This is a genomic window from Leptolyngbya sp. PCC 6406, assembly GCF_000332095.2.
Lineage (GTDB): Bacteria > Cyanobacteriota > Cyanobacteriia > Phormidesmidales > Phormidesmidaceae > PCC-6406.
Genome location: NZ_KI913949.1, coordinates 4452627 through 4473990, shown reverse-complemented (window position 1 = coordinate 4473990; position 21364 = coordinate 4452627). Strand labels below are relative to the sequence as shown.

General features: G+C 56.6%; 20 protein-coding genes. 14 read left to right on the top strand and 6 right to left on the bottom strand.

The genetic code is table 11. The features are described 5' to 3' along the window. Positions 1-34: 34 nt before the first annotated feature. Entirely contained in the window at positions 35-1927 is a 1893-nt protein-coding gene (gene ilvB, locus LEP6406_RS0219880) for a biosynthetic-type acetolactate synthase large subunit (protein WP_008310248.1), read from the bottom strand. 160 nt (positions 1928-2087) lie between these two features. After that, positions 2088-2687, bottom strand: coding sequence for a hypothetical protein (locus LEP6406_RS0219875; protein WP_008310250.1), 600 nt, complete (start codon positions 2685-2687; stop codon positions 2088-2090). Between the two features lie 634 nt (positions 2688-3321). Here LEP6406_RS0219875 and LEP6406_RS28995 point away from each other — a divergent pair. Together LEP6406_RS28995 and LEP6406_RS28990 are read left to right on the top strand one after the other, a co-directional pair. Beyond that, entirely contained in the window at positions 3322-3669 is a 348-nt protein-coding gene (locus LEP6406_RS28995) for a late competence development ComFB family protein (protein WP_008310251.1), read from the top strand. Positions 3670-4078: 409 nt separating this feature from the next. Beyond that, a complete protein-coding gene (locus LEP6406_RS28990; RefSeq protein ID WP_081748116.1) occupies positions 4079-5698 on the top strand; it encodes a sensor histidine kinase in 1620 nt (539 codons plus the stop codon). Here the strand turns inward: LEP6406_RS28990 and LEP6406_RS30555 are convergent. After that, on the bottom strand, positions 5695-7113 hold the full coding sequence (locus LEP6406_RS30555; RefSeq protein WP_008310254.1) for an ATP-binding protein: 1419 nt from the start codon (positions 7111-7113) through the stop codon (positions 5695-5697). The genes LEP6406_RS28990 and LEP6406_RS30555 overlap by 4 nt on opposite strands. A 548-nt stretch (positions 7114-7661) precedes the next feature. Between LEP6406_RS30555 and LEP6406_RS0219855 the strand changes: the two genes are divergently transcribed. The 7 genes from LEP6406_RS0219855 to LEP6406_RS0219830 all read left to right on the top strand — a co-directional run bounded on the left by LEP6406_RS0219855 (position 7662) and on the right by LEP6406_RS0219830 (position 13899). Beyond that, positions 7662-8912 (top strand): type IV pilus twitching motility protein PilT, encoded by a 1251-nt coding sequence (locus LEP6406_RS0219855; protein ID WP_027269288.1) that lies wholly within the window; start codon positions 7662-7664, stop codon positions 8910-8912. 4 nt (positions 8913-8916) lie between these two features. Next, positions 8917-9672: a circadian clock KaiB family protein gene (locus tag LEP6406_RS0219850; protein WP_008315508.1), complete on the top strand. Its 756-nt coding sequence runs from the start codon at positions 8917-8919 to the stop codon at positions 9670-9672. Positions 9673-10070: 398 nt separating this feature from the next. After that, on the top strand, positions 10071-11414 hold the full coding sequence (locus tag LEP6406_RS0219845; protein ID WP_027269286.1) for an AAA family ATPase: 1344 nt from the start codon (positions 10071-10073) through the stop codon (positions 11412-11414). Beyond that, positions 11392-13143 carry a tetratricopeptide repeat protein gene (locus LEP6406_RS0219840; protein WP_027269285.1) on the top strand — a complete coding sequence of 584 codons (1752 nt, stop codon included), beginning with the start codon at positions 11392-11394 and terminating at the stop codon, positions 13141-13143. The genes LEP6406_RS0219845 and LEP6406_RS0219840 overlap by 23 nt, the downstream gene beginning before the upstream one ends. Before the next feature lie 49 nt (positions 13144-13192). Further along, the gene (locus tag LEP6406_RS33040) at positions 13193-13336 is read left to right on the top strand and encodes a hypothetical protein (protein WP_155834729.1); all 144 of its coding nucleotides are present in this window, start codon (positions 13193-13195) and stop codon (positions 13334-13336) included. A gap of 196 nt (positions 13337-13532) precedes the next feature. Further along, positions 13533-13673 carry a DUF6972 family protein gene (locus LEP6406_RS35705; protein WP_409978145.1) on the top strand — a complete coding sequence of 47 codons (141 nt, stop codon included), beginning with the start codon at positions 13533-13535 and terminating at the stop codon, positions 13671-13673. Continuing rightward, positions 13627-13899 carry a hypothetical protein gene (locus tag LEP6406_RS0219830; RefSeq protein WP_008315889.1) on the top strand — a complete coding sequence of 91 codons (273 nt, stop codon included), beginning with the start codon at positions 13627-13629 and terminating at the stop codon, positions 13897-13899. The genes LEP6406_RS35705 and LEP6406_RS0219830 overlap by 47 nt, the downstream gene beginning before the upstream one ends. A gap of 180 nt (positions 13900-14079) precedes the next feature. On the opposite strand, the gene LEP6406_RS33035 is transcribed toward LEP6406_RS0219830, so the two are convergent. Beyond that, the gene (locus tag LEP6406_RS33035; RefSeq protein ID WP_155834728.1) at positions 14080-14220 is read right to left on the bottom strand and encodes a hypothetical protein; all 141 of its coding nucleotides are present in this window, start codon (positions 14218-14220) and stop codon (positions 14080-14082) included. 49 nt (positions 14221-14269) lie between these two features. Here LEP6406_RS33035 and LEP6406_RS33635 point away from each other — a divergent pair, with 49 nt between their 5' ends. Continuing rightward, positions 14270-14440, top strand: coding sequence for a hypothetical protein (locus LEP6406_RS33635; RefSeq protein ID WP_008315887.1), 171 nt, complete (start codon positions 14270-14272; stop codon positions 14438-14440). Between the two features lie 147 nt (positions 14441-14587). On the opposite strand, the gene cofG is transcribed toward LEP6406_RS33635, so the two are convergent. Beyond that, complete coding sequence (cofG, locus tag LEP6406_RS28980; RefSeq protein WP_008315885.1) at positions 14588-15589, bottom strand: 7,8-didemethyl-8-hydroxy-5-deazariboflavin synthase subunit CofG; 1002 nt, start codon at positions 15587-15589, stop codon at positions 14588-14590. Positions 15590-15926: 337 nt separating this feature from the next. On the opposite strand from cofG, the gene psbA reads away from it, so the two are divergent. The 3 genes from psbA (at position 15927) to LEP6406_RS28975 (ending at position 18486) form a co-directional block, all read left to right on the top strand. Next, entirely contained in the window at positions 15927-16988 is a 1062-nt protein-coding gene (gene psbA / locus LEP6406_RS0219815) for a photosystem II q(b) protein (RefSeq protein ID WP_027269284.1), read from the top strand. 354 nt (positions 16989-17342) lie between these two features. Further along, positions 17343-17693 (top strand): carbon dioxide-concentrating mechanism protein CcmK, encoded by a 351-nt coding sequence (locus LEP6406_RS0219810; protein WP_008318328.1) that lies wholly within the window; start codon positions 17343-17345, stop codon positions 17691-17693. A gap of 151 nt (positions 17694-17844) precedes the next feature. Then, positions 17845-18486 carry a hypothetical protein gene (locus LEP6406_RS28975; protein WP_008318331.1) on the top strand — a complete coding sequence of 214 codons (642 nt, stop codon included), beginning with the start codon at positions 17845-17847 and terminating at the stop codon, positions 18484-18486. A gap of 251 nt (positions 18487-18737) precedes the next feature. Here the strand turns inward: LEP6406_RS28975 and LEP6406_RS0219800 are convergent, their stop codons facing one another. Then, positions 18738-19598 (bottom strand): MlaE family lipid ABC transporter permease subunit, encoded by an 861-nt coding sequence (locus LEP6406_RS0219800; RefSeq protein ID WP_008318334.1) that lies wholly within the window; start codon positions 19596-19598, stop codon positions 18738-18740. Positions 19599-19865: 267 nt separating this feature from the next. On the opposite strand from LEP6406_RS0219800, the gene LEP6406_RS0219795 reads away from it, so the two are divergent. Next, entirely contained in the window at positions 19866-20855 is a 990-nt protein-coding gene (locus tag LEP6406_RS0219795) for a hypothetical protein (protein WP_008318338.1), read from the top strand. Positions 20856-21364 lie beyond the last annotated feature (509 nt).

The window sequence follows — 21364 nt, the reverse complement described above, 5'->3', positions numbered from 1 at the left end:
GTGCGTTTGCCCTCTCACTGTCTACAGGTTTGGCCTACAGTTTTGTCCCACAAACGGGGCAAAAAGCATGGCTGACAGCATTTTCGGTACCGCAGTTACTACAAGAGATCACCTGAGCACCTTGAGCACTCTGGACCTTCTCGGGCAGCCCCAACATCTGGGCATTGCTCTTGCCGGGGGCCACCATGGGATAGCAATTTTCATCCCGGCGCACCTGCACATCCATCAGTACCGGGCCATCGTGGGCCAGCATAGTAGACACCGCTAGACTCAGGTCAGCGCGATCGCGCACTACCATTCCCTTGACACCATAGGCTTGGGCCAGCAGTTCAAAGTCCGGCATCCCAATCTCCATGTTGGAGGAGGAATAGCGCTCCCCATAGAACGCCTGTTGCCACTGGCGTACCATTCCCTGCCAGCCGTTATTAATGATCACCGTTTTAACGTTGATGCCATATTGGGCCAGAGTCCCCAACTCCTGGAGATTCATCTGGAAGCTGGCGTCGCCGCTAATGCAAATCACCGTTTCCCCCGGCAATGCCACCTGCACTCCCATGGCGGCAGGCATGCCGTAGCCCATGGTGCCGAGCCCTGCGCTGGAAATCCAACGGCGGGGGCCGGTCTTCAAGAACTGGGCAGACCACATCTGGTGCTGGCCCACATCCGTGGTGTAGTACGCCTGGGGAGCCTGACGCCCCAGTTCCACAATCACCTCCTGGGGAGCCAAGATGTTGTCATAGTGGGGCACCGTCAGCGGATAGTCCTGTTTCCAGTGGCGAATGCGATCGCGCCAAGCCTGGGTATGGGTCAAGTCCACCGAGCGACCATCCGCTTCTAGGCGACGCAGCAACTCCTGCACCACCAACCGCACATCTCCGACAATGGGCACCTCGGGAGCCCGATTCTTACCCACCTCCGCCGGGTCAATATCAATGTGAATCACCCGTGCTCGGGAGGCAAATTCATCCAACTTGCCCGTCACCCGATCATCAAAGCGGGCTCCCACCGCGATCAACAAATCGCATTCACTGACCGCAAAGTTGGCATAGGCCGTACCATGCATCCCTAGCATCCCCAGCGCCAGGTCATGGTGTTCATCAAAGGCCCCCTTCCCCATCAGGGTAGTGGTGACCGGAATCTGGAAATGCTCCGCCAGTTGCTGAATTTCCCCATGGGCACCCGCCGTAATTGCCCCACCCCCCACATAGAGCAGGGGCTGGCTGGCCGCCCGGATCAGCCGAATGGCATGACTAATCTGGCGAGGGTTGCCCTTGACCGTAGGCTTATAACCGGGCAAATGGACCTGCCCCGGCTCTACGGGTTCGTAATCAAATTCCGCTAACCCCACATCCTTGGGTACATCGATCAGTACTGGGCCAGGGCGTCCCGTCTGGGCAATGTAAAAAGCTTCTGCCACAATGCGGGCCATTTGGCGCGGATCGCGCACCACGTAGGAATGCTTGACGATGGGCAGGGTAATACCAAAGATATCGGTTTCCTGAAAAGCATCACTGCCAATGGACGCTAAGGCTACCTGTCCCGTAATCACCACCATGGGAATCGAGTCCATAGAAGCGGTGGCAATCCCTGTAACCAGGTTCGTGGCCCCCGGCCCTGAGGTGCCAAAGCACACCCCTACCTTCCCTGTCGCCCGAGCATAACCATCCGCCGCGTGGGATGCGCCCTGCTCATGGCGCACCAAAACATGGTGGAGGCCACCCTCAGCTTCAGCCCGATAGAGCTCATCATAGATGGGCAGAATTGCCCCGCCAGGATAGCCAAAAATTTGATCAACGCCATGGCGTCTGAGGCTATCAATCAGGGCATGGGCTCCGGTGGCCCGCCGAACCACGGGTTTAACGGGGCTGTGATCTGGTGTGGGAGCAGTCTTACGGACGGCGTTTTGGGCTGGAATAGTAGAGGTCATGGGACTGGGGGAAGCACAGGTAAATGAATGAAAAGTGGCGGTCACCCGCTAGGGCAATTTATATTCCTCAATCATGCCCGAAATACTTGTCCTCGCGTAGGGACAACCAGGACTCTTTATATTACAGACCATTTTCAGTTTCTCTCCTCCGAAAAGTTGCCTAACGAACCGGGGTCGTGACCTTGGCCCTGATCTGCCATAGACAATCCACTAAAAACTGCAAAGCAGTCGTAGCAGATCCATCCTTCAAATCAAGACCATTTGGGGATTGGAGCGTTTGCCAGCCCGTTACCGTAGCAGGGGTGCGCCAGAGATCCCGGTGGGGAACAGGGGGATCGGCATAGAAATGGCCCTGGCCAGATCTGGGCCAATGGGTTGTTTGATGGGTAATGAAATCATGACTGAGGCGGTAGACCGCAAAGGGTCCAACGATGGGCACCCCCCAACCGTCCAGAGCAATCACGGCCCCAACGGTATGACCCTGGACAGATCCATAGTGGGCCACTCCCGCCGCCGCAACACACCCGGCACTGAAGGCCACAAATATCAGGGGCGATAGCCGCAGGCCAGTTGGAGACTCTTCCGTCCAGTCTTGGGTCTGGAGCCAACGCCGGAGCGCATAGGGGGACCAGGCATCTCCAGGGCTGGTGGGGGCAACCCGAATGGTGGACATTAATTCAGGGGCAGCCTCCTTGAGTTGGGCCAGGAACTCGTGGGTCCAGCCCCTGGGATGGCTCCCCGGACAAAGAATAATCGCCATATCTAGCAAGCCTATGTGATTTTTGAAGACCTTTATGGCGTGGGAGAAGCGAAGCGCAACCCACGAAGAGGCTTACTCAAAGCTGAGGCAGGATCGCCATATTTTGATCCGGGTATTTGACTGGAATTGTTGCAGGAATGATACCAATTTTTCTGTCCTACCACCCCTCTTCTTAACTTAGATTTCCCTATATTTATTTTCGTAACTCTTATTGTAAGATTTTGGCAGAAGACGGTGATTTTTTCTAAAACGTAAATAGATGCTTTTGTCGAACTCTAAAGATAAAGTGATTTGCCCTTTCTGAGAGATTGTCTGCACCAGAGCTAATGGAGAATCAATAAATTCAAGATGGATATTTGATTGAATTGCTTACGATCTAGACCATTTAACTCTGATCCCTATCTTCCCAGCTCTTCATACAGCCCCATGTATTAGTCTTGGCTTTTGAGGCAGTTCTAGGGACCAAAAATTGCCACGAAAGTAATTCAATTTTCTTTTTTTGCTAAATTTGGCCTCTGGGAAGAGCTGGGCACGTTTGGGTTAGATATCGGTTGGATGAAACAACCGCATGACCTCGGCGCTACTCCCTTCAGGGAGCCCGACGGGAGTGAACCTATAAAACTGGAGTGGAACCATGTCTCAAACAATTGTGAATCTTGCCTTGCCGGTCGTCGATGAAAAAATTGAGGAGGTTTTGGGCCAGTATCCGATGCAGCCCCACCAAGCTATCTTCGGTAGCAACGATTGGCGGCAGAAGCTAGTCGCCTATGTTCTCAGCCGGATGCCGTCTCTGTATGCTGCCATGGATGAGAAGCAAGGGTGCTCCCTTCAGGCCACAACCCACTGCTATTCGCTGGAGCAACATCACCACATTGGGCAGTTGGTTCACCAGGGAATTCAGCATTTGTTGCACCAGCACCAATGTCAACACCAGGGGATCCCGACCCTCTCCTCTGAGACGCCCTCTAGTTGGTTTGGCTAGGGGCTGGGGACAATCAAAGCCAGATTCCGTATTGTGGAGCGGTTACAGCCCCTAGGTTGATTCAGTAAGGTAGGCGTGGTCATGCCTACCCGGCAAGGGTTTTCCCATGACTTGTCCACAGGCCCTAGTCCTGTGCGGCGTAAATACTGTGACCGTTTCATCGTGGCACACCTCGGCCCCTCACCCTAGCCCTCTCCCACGGGGAGAGGGGACCGGAAAAGGTTGGGCTGGTGCGACAATAGGGGACTGATTTACGCCCTGCGGTACTAGGACAATTCGGTCACAAGCTGAGAATAACCTGGGAAAAAGTTGGGAATCCGGTCTGAGTCGTTCGGTTCTGCCCCTAACCTTCCCGCAGTCTGGTCCAGTACTGTGGGGAGGAATAGAGGGTCGGTACTCCCCTGGAGGGGTGCTGCACTGCCTGCAACACCGGGGGGAGGCGACCGTGGAGGATATCCGCAATATATCCCTTAGTGATCAAGTGCTAGCCGCTAGTGGCGACGGTGCGATGGCCCCTTTGGGCCAGTCTCTGACCATCGCAATGGGAACTTCTTCTCAACGTCGAGGCAACCGTCAGGCTGCTGAGGTGGAATGGCAGGCCGCGATCGCGGCTCTGACCCAGATGTTGAGTCTGCTACCCCGACCGACCAACGCCCCCATTTCAACCCCAGTGGGTACGGTGGTCTCAGGGCCATTGCCTGTGATTACGGACCCGGTGTTGACCCAACGGCTATCCCTGTGGTTAATAACGCCCCAGCCCCTAGTTGATGCCCTGAATGGACGGCGAGCCCTCCTCCCTGCTGCCAACACCGGCCATACCGCCCCCGCCCCCGCCATTCCAGCCCTCCCAATAGCCTCTACGGATCCGCTGCTATCAGAGCGGTTCTGTCTCGTAGTCACCCCTACCTTCCGCTTGGCCCTAGTCCTGGGACAGCCCACCGGCAGACCCTGGGCTTTTCAGTACAGCTTTGATCCGGTGGTGTTCCAGTTGGTTTGGAGCCAGATCCACACCGCCGTAGCCGCCCTAAACAATACTGACCTCCCCAAACTAGAACAGCACCTCAGCACCTACCCCGAGGTAAGCCCCGACTATCGTTTAGTGGCCCAGTTTAGTCAGGGGCTAGTGGCCCATTTACCCCACCGCAACAGGGCTCCTGCTCAGCAAGAGTCTGGATTGCAGTTGGCCCATTGGCATCCGATCTCCGGTGGTAGTGGCACCTTTGGTCGAAGTCGCGACACCCTAGCCTGGACGACGGAGGCTTCATCCTCGCGTTCTAGTCCATCTCCCCTCAGCCCTGATGTAGAACTACTTCAGGCCATGGCCCACGAAATTCGCACTCCTCTGACGACGATTCGGACCCTGACGCGATCGCTGTTGCGTCGTCAAGATGTGGGGGCTGACGTAGCTAAGCGCCTGCGCCGCATTGACGAAGAATGTACCCAGCAGATTGATCGCTTCAGCCTTATTTTTCGGGCGGCGGAATTGACCACAACCCCCCACGATGGTCTTCGCCCAACCCCTGGCCATCGCGCCCAGTCCCCTCTAGCCCCCATTGCCCTAGCCCAGGTGTTTCAAGCCGCCGTACCCCAGTGGCAACAGCAGGCCCACCGCCGCAACCTCAGCCTCATCGTTAGCCTGCCCCCCCACCTACCCCGCGTGACTAGCGACCCCACCCTGCTGCACCAAGTTCTCACGGGGGTGGTGGAATGGTTTACCCAGGGGCTCCCGGCCCAAAGCCAGATTCAGATGCGGGTTACCCTGGCAGGGCCGCAATTGAAGCTCCAGTTTGAATCCCAGCCCACGGAGGGCAGCCCCCCCCTGGATGGAAATTCCCAGAGCCAGCGTCCACCCCTCCGTTCCCTAGGGCAGCTCTTAAGCGTGGCTCCCGACACAGGCGGTGTCAGCCTCAACCTAGATGTGACCAAAACTTTGTTTCAAGCCCTAGGGGGCAAGCTGATCGTGCGTCAGCGTCCCCCACAAGGGGAGGTGCTAACGGTGTTTTTGCCGCTGGAAACCCGCGAGATTTAGGGCGCTTCCTCCACCATGGCGGTAGGGAGAAGAATGCGGAACAGGGTTCCCGTACCGGGCTGACTCTCTACCCGAATCTGGCCTCCGCAGTAAAGGAGCAGTTGCTGCACAATCGTTAGCCCCAGCCCAGCCCCTTCTTCTGCTTGGGGATGGCGGCCTCGATAAAAATGCTTGAAGACTAGGGGTATTTCCTGGAGTGCGATGCCTGCCCCCGTGTCCCGTACCGTCAGGGTGACCCAGTCTGTCCCCTCCTTGCCCGCAGTCACCCAGACTTCGCCACCCGAGTTGGTGTATTTAATGCTGTTGTGCAGCAGATGAATCATGATTTGCCGCAGCCAGCTTTCGGGACAGGCTACGGACGGCAGCGTATCAGAGATGGTATAGGCCAAACGTACCCCCTTTTCCTCTGCTAGGGGTTGGTAGGTGCTGACCACTCCCGGCACCACATCAAATAGTTGGACGGGGCCGGGGGTAATGGTGGCCACACTCATTTCGATTTGGAGGAGATCCAGGACGCCATTAATCAAGGTGCTCTGGCGATCGCACTCGCGGCTAATCATGTCTAGATAGCGTTGGCGCGACGAGGGCTTAAGCGTCGTGTTCCCCAAGAGCGGCAGGGCAGTTTTGATCGTGGTCAGGGGAGCTCGCAGTTCTTGGCCAACGGAGTTAAGGAAGTCATCCTTAATCCGTAGGGTATTCATCAGGGCTTCATTTTGGGTGGAGAGGTTGGTGGCCGTCATGGCCTTGTGGCGTAGGGCTTTAATCTGTCGCCGATTTTGGTCTTGTTGCTGCCAAATATGGCCCATTAGGGCATCCACGACCCCAGCATCAAGGGTGAGGGGTAAGGCAAAGCGCTGATCCCAGTCCGTGAGTAACTCAGCTAAATCACTACGGTCGGGATGCTCAGCCCCACTCTGGCGAACCCACTGGCGAAGCTCATCCAAGGCCCCCTGGAGGGCAGCGGGCTGAACTGTGGTGGACAAACTTACCTGCGATCGCGAGGAGCTAACTTCATCAGGACTGTCAGGGTTCAGGGGTACTGGGGTACTTCGATCCTCCCGATAGTGGCGTTTGGCCAGCACCATGGCTCCCAGGGTTGGCCCCACCATCAACATGCCGTACTCCCCCCGGAGGGGGCGATTCCTGGGTAAGGGTACCGACATCCCCCAGTCTCCTAGGGACAACGATTGTCGAGTCAGCAGATAGACCCTCGACCTTGGCGTGATCGCCTCACAGAATTGCTGGAATTCCTCTAGCCAAGCTCCGCTGCTGGGAAGTTTAACCCAGATTTGAGCAGGTAGGTGTTGGTCTCGTACCACTGTCAGCCACGCCCGCAAACAGTCTTTGAAACTGTTGGGAGATACCTCAATGGTGGGGAGACTAGAACCCAATTGATGCCCCATGAGCTGGACCATGATGACCGTTGCCCTAAAGTAACCCGAGAAAATCTAGAGGATGGGGACCGAAGCACTGGATGCCTCCATTTTTGTCGATCCATCTCAGTCCTTTCATAGATTTTCTTCAAGGCTATCTCCCTTACTCCGAGAGATCTCACTTTGACAGCAGGAATTTCGGGAATTTTGGATTTTGGAAATTTTATGGATGGGCTGACCTTCCGGTCCGTAACCGGCCCTGGGCCTAGCCTGGGACACCGCCACCCGAGGGGACTGGGTAGGGGACTGGGCAAAAATATCTGGGCCTGCCTTTCGTCTCCCTTGCACATCTGGGAAATCTATGGATCATTGGGGACAGTGGCATCTAGGGTTAAGGTACTGCGATCGCGGTCCGTTTCGTTTACCCGGTCTCCCCGATCCGAGTCTGGCCCCAGTTCCCTGTCTCTACCTGTCGGCATCCCATGATGTCAGGGTGGGTCAGAGGGGGTTAGAAATTGCCCTGACCCACAGCGATTTGCGCGTCATTTCTCTTCTCTATCTCCTTGTTATTTAGTACGGGAAGCATCCTTATGTCTGCCGAGTCCTCCCAACGTCCTCCCGCTCCGCCCCGTATGCCCCCACCCCCGCCACCGGGACGGCCTCCGGCTGCTGCGGGTACTCGTCCCGCTGCGCCCCCCCCCAGCGCTGCGCCCCCGCCCCCGCCACCGGGACACCGCTCTGCCCCGCCGCCCCCCATGCCCGGTGCCACCCCGGCCAAGGGCAGCATTAGCCTGGAGAAAATCGTCCGGGAAGCCTTCGACAAGGGATTTTCCGACGTTCACCTCGGTGTAGGGGAAGTGCCTCGATTCCGCGATCGCGGTGAGATCGCCATGACCGACTACCCCAAAATCACTGAAGCCATGTTCTATGGCTGGTTGGAGGAAGTCCTCAAGCCGGAGGAGATTCAGCAGTTCAAGCAAACCTTCGACTTTGACGGAGCGGCCCAGTTCGACTTCTCCCGGATTCGGATCAATATTTTCGACACCCTGCTGGGGCCTGCCATGGTGCTCCGCCTGATCCCCACCAAGATCTTGACCATGGAGCAACTCAGTCTGCCGCCTGTGTTTAAGGATCTTTGCCACTACCACAAGGGTCTGATCCTAGTCACGGGGCCAACGGGCTCGGGTAAATCCACGACCATGGCCGCCATGATCGACTACATGAACAAGGAGATGGCCAAGCACATCGTCACCATTGAGGATCCGATTGAATTTGTCCACACTAGCCAAAAATCCCTGATCAAGCAGCGGGAAGTGGGCCGTCATACCCTCAAGTTTGAAAGTGCCCTCAAAGCCTCCCTGCGGGAAGACCCCGATGTCATCCTAGTGGGGGAAATGCGGGATAAGGAAACCGTCAACACAGCGCTCAAAGCAGCCCAAACGGGGCACTTGGTCATGGGAACCCTGCACACCAATAGCGCCGTGAAAACCGTAGAACGGATTCTGAACCTGTACGAGCCGGAGCAGCAAGCTCCCGTGCGAGTGTCCTTGGCGGAAGCCCTCGTCGCCGTCATTGCCCAGGGGCTCTGTCGCACGACTGACGGCAAACGCGCCGCCTACCACGACATCCTGATCAACACCGATGCCATCAAGGACTATATCCTCAAGGGTGAGCTAGATGAGGTGGAAGCCCTCATGCCCAAATGCGGCTTTGATGGCATGGTCACGATGAACCAGTCCCTCTATACCCTGTATGAGTCGGGACGGATCACCGAGGAAGTTGCCCTCGAAGAATCTCCCCGACAAAACGAAATGGCCCAGATGCTGCGGGGTCGAGTCTAAGCCTGTGACAAGTTCCGAAACTGAAATCTCAAATCGCTCCTCGGAGTTTAAGGGCATTGCCCTATTTACCCCAGGGGGCGATTTGGTCTATTGCCGCGATGAGCAGAAGCGATCTCAGTGGCACGTCAACCTCTGCGCGGCACTTCAAGAATATTTGACCCTGTCGGCACCGCCCCACTTCTTGGTACCGACCTATGCTGCTACGGTGGATTGCTGGCGTTCTCCCACCACCCAAGGGCTACATGTCGTCGCGGAAGCCGCTCCCCAGGTTTGGCGCTATCAGGGTTTACTCAATCGCATCTTTGGCTTGGGGGATGTGGAGTGGCAGCCGGTATATCCCAACCCCGAGATTAGCAGTCCGGCAGTCCTTGCCACCTATCGGAACCAGTTCTCCGAGTTATGGGTGGATCATGATTTGGTGCTCGATATTTCCCAGGAGCGAGCCCCCGAAGCCTTTGCCTCCGTGTTATCGGAAACACCCCAAATTCATAGCTCTGGTCCGGTGCTCCGGCTCTTTGTCTCTAGCCAATCTGCCCTGACCGAACCTATCCTCAAAACCCTTCAAGAGGTTTTAGAAACCTCCCGATACCGTCCCTACAGTTTGAAGGTCATCGATGTCTCGAAACATCCCGAACAGGCGGAGGCGGATCAGATTTCTGCGACGCCTACCCTAGTGCGGGTGTGGCCGCTACCTCTACGGCGGTTGGTGGGGGAGTTGGACAACCCCCGCGCCATTCTGGGTCTGCTCAGCGATCGCTAGTACCGCTACGCGGAATTCAAAATTCAAAATTCAAAGTCGCTCCCGTAGGATGCGTTAGGCGCTAGCCGTAACGCATTAAGCAACAAACCAGAAACGAACCAGAAACCATGCGTTACGCTTCGCTAACGCATCCTACAACTACAACGTCGCTTCAGTAGGATGCGTTAGGCGCTAGCCATAACGCATCAAGCAACAAGCCAGAAACGAACCAGAAACCATGCGTTACGCTTCGCTAACGCATCCTACAACTACAACGTCGCTTCAGTAGGATGCGTTAGGCGCTAGCCGTAACGCATCAAGCAACAAACCAGAAACCATGCGTTACGCTTCGCTAACGCATCCTACAACTTAGAATGGAGCAGAACAATGGAGCCGACTGCCGCACAGGGGTAACCGCCATGGCTAGCAGAGCCACCGACTACCGCGCCAAGACCCTAAAGCAGGCATTTCGGCTGTGCAATTTGGGCGCACTCACCGGAGTAGCGCTAAACCGCTATCGGGTAGATCTGTCAGCGGTGCGCAATGAAGCCGCCATTGACAGCGTGAGTCGGGAACTGGACTTTTTGGACCCAGGAGAACCCGCCGCCATTCTCTTCACCGGGCATCGGGGCTGCGGCAAAAGTACCGAACTGCGGCGACTGGAGCAGCAGTGGCAATTGAACTACGAAGTAATCTACGTCCGCGCCACCGATGAACTGGACATCAACGATGCCGACTACAAAGACATCTATCTGGTCATCATCAAATACATCACCCAAGCCCTCCACAGTTGGGGGCTCAGCCCCAACGCCAAGCTGCTGAAGGCATTTGAAGATTGGTTTAAGGAAATCACCGGGGAAAGCGAGGAGTCGGTCACCAAGTCCGTCAGTCTAGGGGCCGAAGCGGAGGCGGGGCAGCAGTTTCCGTTCATCTTTAAGCTGGCGGTGAAGCTGCTGAGCGAAATCAAGGGCTCAGACAGCTACAAGCGCACGGTGCGGGAGAACTTGCAACAGGGCTTTTCCCGGCTGCGGGACAACACCAATGCCCTGCTCAAGGATGCCTACAGCCAACTCACCACCAAAAAGCCTAACTGCAAGGGGTTTCTGCTGATTTTTGACAACTTGGATCGAGTGCCGCCCCAGGTGGGGGAGCATTTGTTTCTGAAATATGCCAACCAACTGCGGGAACTCCAGACCGTGCTGGTCTACACGGTGCCAATTTCAGTCATTTACTCCGGCGGCAACTACAGCAACGCCTTTGGCAATCTGAATGTGATGCCCATGGTCAATATCTACCAGTACGATCCAGACGCGATGGAGTTGGTCTACCGTGATACCGGGTTGACTGCGCTGGTGGAACTGCTGGCTAAGCGGGTGGATGTGGAGACACTGTTTGCCAGTCGGGAAGCGTTGATGGCATTGGTGAAGCTCAGCGGCGGCCATGTGCGCCAACTGATGCAACTGATGCGCCAAACCTGTCTGCTGGCGCGGGGGCCACAGATCACCGTTGAGGATGTCACCCGCGCAGCGGCAAAGGAAAAGAACAATTTTGAGCGGTTTATCCCCCGCGAGCATTACCCGGTGCTGGCCCAGGTGTGCCGCACCAAGGCCATGCCCGCTGAGCCGGAAGCAGAGGCGATGATGCAGTCGATGCTCTTCAACATTACGGTGTTGGAATATGAGGAAGGAGACGACACCACCCGCCGCTGGCTCTATGTGAATCCCCTCGTGAGGCAGATCGATGCACTTCAGCAACTTCTTTAAGCAAGGTGCGCCGAAAACCCCAGCGCCGCCCCTGCCAGAGCCGGTGGCGGTGAGCCCATGGCTGGCCCAAAACCAGGAGACGCTGGACGAGCTAGCCCGCTTTATTGACTTTGCGGAAGGGTTCACCCTGGGGTTTCTGGAAATCAATTTTACAAAAGACCTAGATGACGTAATCAAGGCGCTGCGGAAACGGTCAGAATGCGCCATGGTGCAGTTCCACGTCTTCAATTTTGACGACCCTAATTTGCGCTTTTTGAAGGATGCCCTAGAGGAAAAGATTCAGCAGTTGCCGCCCCCAGTGTCGCTGTTGCTGGTAGAAAAGCGGGTGATTATGGTCAAGGGGCTAGAAAACGCGATCGGCCTGTTTGGCGACTACCCGCCCCTGTTGCAAGACCTCAACTTTGTGCGGGATGCCTGGATTGAGTCGGTACCCTACCCGGTGCTGTTGTGCCTGCCCAGCTACGCCATTCAGCGGGTGAATAAGTTTGCGCCGGATTTTTGGAGTTGGCAGTCGGGGGTATTTCGCATCGCCGCTAGCCAGGAACGCAGCGATGAAGCCTCGATCTACGCTCTCCATGCCCAGAAGATGCTTGGCAGCGCCAGCCAACTGGAGCGGCAGGAGCGCATCAAGCTACTGGAAAAACTGGCCCAGGAATTTGACCCGCTGCAAGCCCACCGCTGCAAAGCCGACCTCCGCATCGCCGCCCAAGCCCTGACGAAACTGGGCATTGTCCAGTGCTTTGCGGGGGAACTGCTTAAAGCAGAAGAGGCGCTGGCCCTGGCGGCTCAGGTTTTCTCCAAACCTGAATGGCAGCCGGAAACGAAACGGGACTTGACCCTGCGGATTAAATACCTCACCTGGCACGGATATCTAGCGACTGGATTGGGGCAAATCACCGTTGCAGAAGAACGGCTTCAGAATTCGCTGCTGCTGAACAAGGGTTTTGATGCAGGGTTAAAAGCAACTGCTTACCTATATCTCGCCAACCTGAAAGCGAACCAGGGGGAGTTAGAGGACGCGATCGCCCTCTACCAGCAATCCTTAGCGATCAAAGAGCGCATCGGAGATGCCCAGGGCAAAGCCGCCACCCTGCACCAAATGGGCAGACTGAAAGCGGACCAGGGGGATGTAGAAGGTGCGATCGCACTCTACCAGCAATCCTTAGAGATCTTCGAGCGCATCGGGGATGCCCAGGGCAAAGCCAGCACCCTGCACGGAATGGGCAGACTGAAAGCGAACCAGGGGGAGGTGGAGGACGCGATCGCACTCTACCAGCAATCCTTAGAGATCTTCGAGCGCATCGGGGATGCCCAGGGCAAAGCCAGCACCCTGCACAGAATGGGCATACTGAAAGCGAACCAGGGGCAGGTCGAGGACGCGATCGCACTCTACCAGCAATCCTTAGCGATCAAGGAGCGCATCGGTAATGCCCAGGGCAAAGCCGCCACCCTGCACTGTATTGCAATTCTGAAAGCGAACCAGGGGGATGTAGAAGGTGCGATCGCACTCTACCAGCAATCCTTAGCGATCAAGGAGCGCATCGGGGATGCCCAGGGCAAAGCCAGCACCCTGTCTTTCCTGGGAGAACTGATTGCCCAACGGGGTGAGGTGGATCGAGGGATTGCCCAGTTGCAAGAGTCGGTAACAATTTACGAAAAAATTGGGTCACCGGACGCTGCGGGTGTTCGCAAGGTGCTGGAGCGGGTGCAGCGTATGAAACAGGTGTAGACCAGCCAGGGGACAGGTTCCTAAACGGTCACGTTGCCGTACCATCCAATTGCTTTCCAGGAACCTGTCCCCTTTCCCAGCCCTCCCCTATCTGCAAAAGTCCCTCGCCATCTTCCAGCGCATCGGCTCCCCCCATGCCGCTACCGTCCAAGCCATCCTCACCCGCATCCAAGCCGATGCCGCCAGCGCTTAGCCTTTGACCCTGGTTCCTAGCCTCCGGCTGGGAACCCCCATTGGCGGCTCCGCCTCCAGAGCCCCAGAGGCAGAGCCTCCCGGTCTAGTGCCCAGGCAGAGCCCAGGGCACCAGAGGGAATCCAGCCTTCCGTAGGATGCGTTAGGCGCTAGCCGTAACGCATCAACCCGCAGCCCAGCCCAGCAAACCAGCAACCATGCGTTACGCTTCGCTAACGCATCCTACAAATCCACCCTGGCTCCTAGCCGATCGCTCCATCACACCCCTGTTTTATGGAGAGATAAAAATCAATGCAGGAAACCGATACCACGTCATCCCAAGATCTCGCCCCAGCTAAACCCGACTGGGACTTCCTCGAAGTCTGGATCGACCCCTTCCTCTCGCCCCCCTACATCTTGCTCCTTCTCGGCGAAAAGACCGGCACCTGCCGCATCCACAACCCAGCAGAAAACCACAAACTCATCTTCAGCAGCGCCACCTACCAAGAAGCCGAAACCTGGCTCCTCGAAGACGAATACGAACCCCTCCAAGGACGACTCAACGCCCTCCCCCCTCCCCCGTAGGCTTGGGTCAACCGTAGGGCGACCCAGCTTAACCAACCCTTTCCTGCTGCGCCCAGCCAGTCCCCTGTGTCCCCTGTACAGGATCGCTTGTCCTTGCCAGCTTAACCAACCCTTTCCTGCTGCGCCCAGCCAGGGGACGGGTTCCTCATCCCCAATCTTCCCCACCCAACCAGGCTGTTCCTAGGAACCCGTCCCCTTTGCACCCCCGCCTCCCATTTCCTGGTTCCTAGCCTCCGGCTGGGAACTCCTCAGGTGACTCTGCCGGGGCACCAGGGCACACACCTCTACCGCGATCGCGATCGCGTCACCCAGAACGCCCACCAGGGGTAAAATCCACTAACCTGATAGGCACCGCCCATCAGCACCTCCTATGCAACTCATTCTTGATGACGAAAAGACCAAACAACTTCTAACTGAAGTACTCGTCGAACTACTGCAACAAAAGCGTGAAATCTTTTATGACATTGTTCTCGATGCCCTAGAAGAAGTGGGTCTAGCTCAAGCCATGATAGAAGGCGAAGAAACAGAATTTGTCGAATAGTCTCGTTCCCAGTGTTCCGTAGGATGCGTTAGGCGCTAGCCGTAACGCATCAACCAGAAAACCAGCCGGGAAAACCAGCCGGGAAAACCAGCAATGATGCGTTACGCTTCGCTAACGCATCCTACAAACTGCAAACCCTTTCCGGGTCTAGACCTCCGAGGTTTTCAAAACCTCGGAGGTCTTTGTTGCGATGTGTTGTCGCCATTGCCGGACCCTTTGGCCTAGGGCCGGGTTTAGCCAACCATCATAGGCAGGGTAGACCGGTAGCCGGGGCTGGATCTGCCAGCCAGCGGCGTCAAGATCTTGGGCCAAGGCCGCAATGGTGGGGTGGGGATGGTCAGGATTGACCTCATCAATGGGGCCAATACCGCCTAGGTCGCGGGCTCCCGCTGCGAGGGCAGCAATCAGAAACTGGGAGGAAGACAACAGATTGGGGGGCACTTGCAGCGTGATGTCATCGGGTAATAGGGCACGGGCGCGGGCAATCGCCGCTACCAGAGCCGCCGCCCCATAGCCCATCGGCTCATGGGTATCTTGGTGACCGGGCTGGTAGGGCTGCAAAATCACCTCTTGAATATGGCCCCAGCGGTGATGACAGCAGGCGATCGCCGTTAAGGTATCGTCCTGATTCGCCACTGTTTCCCCAATCCCCAACAGCAACCCCGTAGTGAAGGGAATCCCCAATCGCCCTGCCTGCTCCAACTGTTCTAGTCGTAGGTCTGGATCCTTGCTGGGGGCATGGCGATGAACCCCCTGTAAAAGGCGGGGGGTCACCTGCTCCACCATCAGCCCCATAGAGACATTGACCTGCTGGAGTTGGGCCATTTCTTCTCGGCTCAAAGGCCCGACATTGGTGTGGGGCAGCAGCCCTATCGCCAACGCCAGTTCGCACAGGCGGTAGATGTGCTGAAGCCAAGGGGCACGACGGGTACTGGCGGGGTGGACCTCTCCACTCAGGATGAGAGCTTCAATTGCGCCCTGCGATCGCGCTTTTTGCAATTGTGCCCGAGCATCATTTTCAGAAAGCCAGACATCCTGCCCTGGGTCCACCCGGAAGTTGCAGTATTGGCAGCGATTGAAACATTCATAGGTGGGCACCAGGGTAATGGCGGGGCTGTAGGTGACCAAGCGACGGGGGGTCGAGGGCATGGCGATGTTGTCTCAGCCGGAAATCTAGGGCAGGGCAAATATGTAGGACTGGGGAACGATGCTCTCAGGTTAACGCCCCAAAACCTGTGGAGAACTGTAAATCTTATAGCCGTCAAAGAAATATTCGCGATCGCATCTACCCATTTCCTCCGTAGCCTCGATCATCTGAAACCCCTTCCTTCAGGGAGATTTGACAGGCCAATAGAGCGAGACCCCATGTGAGACTCACCTGAGGATTCCTTTACAAAACTCAGCATCTTCGTTAATATTGTCAACACAGGGGCGGAATTCCGACCTTGTAAATACATTCACAACTTTCCGTAAGGAATCATTCATCATGACAACGACACTACAGCAGCGCGAAAGCGCTTCCCTGTGGGAGCAGTTCTGTCAGTGGGTGACCAGCACCGAAAACCGCCTATACATTGGCTGGTTCGGCGTGTTGATGATCCCCACCCTGCTCGCTGCCACCACCTGCTTCGTCATCGCCTTCATCGCGGCTCCCCCCGTAGACATCGATGGCATCCGTGAGCCCGTCGCCGGGTCCCTGATGTATGGCAACAACATCATCTCCGGAGCTGTTGTTCCCTCCTCCAACGCCATTGGCCTGCACTTCTACCCCATCTGGGAAGCTGCCTCCCTAGATGAGTGGCTGTACAACGGTGGCCCCTACCAGTTCGTCATCTTCCACTTCCTCATCGGCGTCTTCTGCTACATGGGTCGTGAATGGGAACTGAGCTACCGCCTAGGAATGCGCCCCTGGATCTGCGTCGCCTACTCTGCTCCCGTAGCAGCGGCTTCCGCAGTGTTCCTGATCTATCCCTTGGGTCAAGGCTCCTTCTCCGACGGTATGCCCCTGGGTATCTCCGGCACCTTCAACTTCATGTTGGTGTTCCAAGCAGAGCACAACATTCTGATGCACCCCTTCCACATGTTGGGTGTAGCGGGTGTATTCGGTGGTTCCCTATTCTCCGCCATGCACGGTTCCTTGGTGACCTCCAGCCTAGTGCGTGAGACCACCGAAACCGAATCTCAGAACTACGGCTACAAGTTTGGCCAAGAAGAAGAGACCTACAACATCGTTGCCGCCCATGGCTACTTCGGTCGTTTGATCTTCCAATACGCCAGCTTCAACAACAGCCGTTCCTTGCACTTCTTCTTAGGTGCATGGCCCGTCATCGGCATCTGGTTCACCTCCTTGGGTATCAGCACCATGGCGTTCAACCTGAACGGGTTCAACTTCAACCAGTCTGTCCTCGACTCTCAGGGTCGTGTGATTGGCACCTGGGCTGACGTAATCAACCGCGCCAACCTGGGTATGGAAGTGATGCACGAGCGCAATGCTCACAACTTCCCTCTGGACTTGGCTGCGGCTCAGGCTCCTGAAATCATCGGCTAGTCTCTGACTCAGTCCATGACTTAAAAAGCGCCCCCGAGGGGGCGCTTTTTTGCGTTATGAATTTGAACCTGGGGATATATAGCGGTTCTCACTCGGGTTAAGTACAGGCAAGGGGCTTAAGCCCCTTGTTCCCCGAATTGCCATCAAGTTGAGCTGTACCTCATCCATTAGGGAACCGCTATAAGAGCATTTGGATCGGTGGATTCATGGATCTGGGCTGTGAACAAGGCTGACGGAAGGTGAAGATTTAGCGGGAAGGCAACAAAGCAGACTGCGATCGCGGCGGATGCTCCCCAGACTCATACAATAAAGCTTGCACCGAAGGATTTATTCAGGACTTAGGAGAGATCGGCAATGGCACAGGCAGTGGGCTCCCTAGAGACAAGAGGGTTTCCCCCCGTACTTGCGGCGGCGGATGCCATGGTCAAGGCGGGGCGCGTGACCTTGGTGGGCTACATTCGGGCCGGGAGTGCTCGGTTTGTCGTGAATATTCGCGGCGACGTTTCAGAGGTGAAGGCGGCGATGGAAGCCGGGGTAGCAGCGGCAGAGAATGCCCCTGGCGGTATTCTAGAAACCTGGGTGATCATTCCCCGCCCCCACGAGAATGTGGTCGCGATTCTCCCTATTGGCTACGACGAAAATGATGTGGAGAGTTTCCGTCAATCGGTGGAGCAGCCCATTCTGCCGGGAGCCACCGGGCGTTAGCGTCTTTCACGATCCAAAGAGCAGCCTATTCTGCTGAAAGCTATAGGCCATTAGCCTATTCCACTATTGAACAATCTTCTGGGTCAGGGCATGGGGACGCGCTTCCTATGCCTTGGCTATTTTTGACGCTGCAACTGTGGACCTTAGCATTGTGGGCCTTGCAACTGTGGGCCTTAGCACTGTGGGCCTTGGAACTTTTCGCCACGCCTTTCATCTGGGGGGACTGTGGCACCATGCAGATATAGACACCAGTCGATGTCTCTTTGCCATTGTCGTGTCGGAGGACAATTTTGTGATGATGGGACAAAGCTATAGTCGCGATACCGCTATGATGGCCTGCCGTTGGGGGGGCCGAGGGCTGGGGCTGCTGGCCGCGATCGCAGCCCTAACAGGAACTGCGATCGCAAACGAGTCTCAATCATTGTCCTTGGGATCGGGCTTCTCACCCAACCCCACCATTCTGCGAGGGCAGGGGGGCGGTCCCCATTCAGCGGTCTCCATTGTCGGTGTTAGCACCACCCCCACAGGCCCCTGTCTGGGTTACATCAGCCGTGAACCCCATCAACGCATCACCCTGGAAGATCGGTTCCCCAACCTAGAAATCCGCGTGGCAAGCGCCCAAGACACCACCCTAGTCATTTCAGGTCCAGGGGGAACTTGGTGCAACGACGACACCTACGGCTATGACCCAGCCATTGGCGGGGAATGGCTCCCCGGCAATTACCGCATCTGGGTAGGGGCCTATCGTGCTCAAGACACCCCTAGCTATCGCCTTTACATTGAAGAGAAGTAATGAAGAGCAGCAGCACCCCTGTCCCTAAGAAGAGGCACTACAAAGGATTTGCATAAAAGCAAAGTTCCATCCGTAGGGGCAATCTCTTGTGGTAGGCGAGATGTTGGGGTGTATAGCCTAACGGCATTCAAGAAAGGGGTAGGGGCGCGGTCCGAGGAATTCAGGAGTTAGGAGTCAGAATCCAGGAGGGTACTGAATTCTAGCTCCTAACTCCTCCCCAGGAGATTTGTCCCGCTTTGAGTTGACACCCCCTAATAGTTCAGCTTGATACCCTGGAACAGCATAAGGGTGATACAGAAATCCACGACAAATAGGGAGACCCAGGTGGTGACCACAGCAGAAGTGGCAGCGCGGCCTAGGGTTTTACTACAGGTAGTGGTTAATCCCCAGCAGCAACCCGACAACGCCGTCATGGCCCCAAAAATGACCGACTTCATCAGCACCGCCAATAGATCAGCCGGTTCCAAGAGGGTCTGGACAGATTCCATAAACACCGATGGCTCCAGGTGGTAAAGCTGATGGGCAATAAAGGCACCGCCTCCTACCGCGAGGACCAATCCCATCATGGTGAGTATGGGCAGCATAATGCAGCAGGCCAACACCCGAGGCACCACTAGGTAGTCGATAGGGTCGGTTCGCAACACCTTGAGGGCGTCAATTTGCTCCGTGATTTTCATACTGCCGATTTCGGCGGCAAAGGCTGAGCCCACTTGCCCCGCCAAGATGGCTGCACTGAGGATGGGGGCTAGCTCTCGACAAAATCCCAGGGCAAAAGCACCGCCCAACCCTTGCAATACCCCAAAGCGCTCCATTTCCCGAGCGGTTTGGATGGCAAAAATCATACCGGCAAACAAATTGGTGAGGAGTACGGGCACCAGGGCTCCAGGGCCTGCTGCCACCATGTGCTCCATCACCCGATGGCGCTGAACTCGCCCCCGCAGTACCCGGACCAATACCTGTCCTCCCAAGACCAAGGCCATCAGGATGTGGTAGCTACAGGAGCGCACACTGAGAAAGGGAACCCGAGCTAGCCCGCGATCGCGGTTAGCCCAGAGAGTGGCCTTTTCCTCTCGATGGGGATCAGGCGAAGTTTCCCGAAAAGGGTAAATCATAAATTTATTCAGAGAAATTTCAACAGAAATTTCAACGGATACGAGATCGGTGAATACAAGAGTTTAGTATCCCCCAGCGAGAAGTTGCCGATCGTTCATCCATCCTGGCGGTGTACTAGCCCCTAGCCGGAATGAGTCAGCGGCCCATCCTCTGAATACTAGGTGTTTCTAGACTGCATTACGAACAAAAGGGTTGCATTTTGGTTTTTTTGTAGTACATTTGTATTTAATTAGCCTTTAGTCCCCCTGTCCTGATGGGTAAATGCCATGGCTTCATCTGATACGCCCCTTGCTGCTGCTTTCCATGAGCGTATGCAAGCCCTACAGCAGAAGGCCCCCCCTAGTGAAACGGGACTGCTGTGGGCCAATCCTCGACAAGGATTCCCTAAGGGGGCAGCCTCTCAGGTCGATCTGGGAGCAACGGTCGCCGCTCTCCGGCAGCGAACGACCCATCTGACCGGCCATTATCCGGGAGATACCTCCGCCCCTATTTCCCCCGAAGAAGCACCCCCCACAGCCGCGCCGACTCCCGAGCCTGCCGCCGAACCTGTGGTTGCTGCTGTTCCCCCGGCCCTATCTCCAGAGGCATTGGCCTGTCTACAACGGCTGGAGGAGCAAGCCCACCGGATTAATGAGTTGGCCCAAGCCCAGGAGGTAGAAATTCAGTCCTTTAAACGCGGTATCGATAGTCTGGGCTGGACATTGCGCCACCAGGGACTCGCGACCCACTGGCCCGTGGAGCAGTTTTGCCATATTCAACAGGCAGGGGTGGCCCGAGTGTTTAGAACCCCCCAGGGCACGATGCTGCTGACCCAATCCGCTGTGGATCTCTACCAACAAGAGCGGGATGCTTCCCAAACGGCAGCCCTCCTGCGGCGGGGACAAGGATCTCCAAGTCCTAGCCGTGGGGCGGCATGGCAGATCCTCTGGGCAGAGCCCATCGCCGCTGTAACGGGATTCTGGCAAGCCCTCACCACGATATTGGAGGGACGATGGTCAGGGACCGGCCCAAAGGGGCCATCGCAGTTGATGCCCCTGGATTTGATGATTTGGTTGGGGGGAGGTGCGATCTTCCGCCAAGCCCTGGAGCTACTGCTGGCAGCCTCCCCTGGTCTCTGGCCGCTGTTGGTGGGAGCCGTCGTAGGCGCGGTGGTCTGGGCGCTCTACCGTCTGATGACCCGACCCAGTGTGGATATTGCGATCATGGTGCGGTTACTCCTAGCCCTCGTAGGACTTGTTCTCGGTGGCTATATCTAGGGGATAAATTTCGCGGATTTCCCCGGCGCTAGGCAGGGCGGGTTTTGAGGTTCCCATTCTGGATTTCCCAGTCAATACCGCATTGGGCGCGGAAACCGCGCCCCTACCCCCCACGGGCCAATATCGGTCACCCCTGACCCACCCCGCCCTTCGGTCACCCCTGACCCACCCCGCCCTTCGGTCACCCCTGACCCACCCCGCCCTTCGGGCACCCCTCCCAAGAGGGGATGTTAGGAAGAGGTTCCTTGAGCACAGCCAAGGGATTGCCCCTACGGAATTAACCTCAATCTTGGATTTCCCGGCACTGGGTAGGGCGGGTTTTGAGCCTCCCATTTGGGATTCCCCAGTAGACACGAGCTAAACCCGCCCCTACGGGATCTACCCCCCACCCTCACACCCCATCACCCCATCACCCCTAAGCCCTTCGGGCAGGCTTCGCCAACACCCCATCACCCCATCACCCCATCACCCTCACACCCCATCACCCCATCACCCCTAAGCCCTTCGGG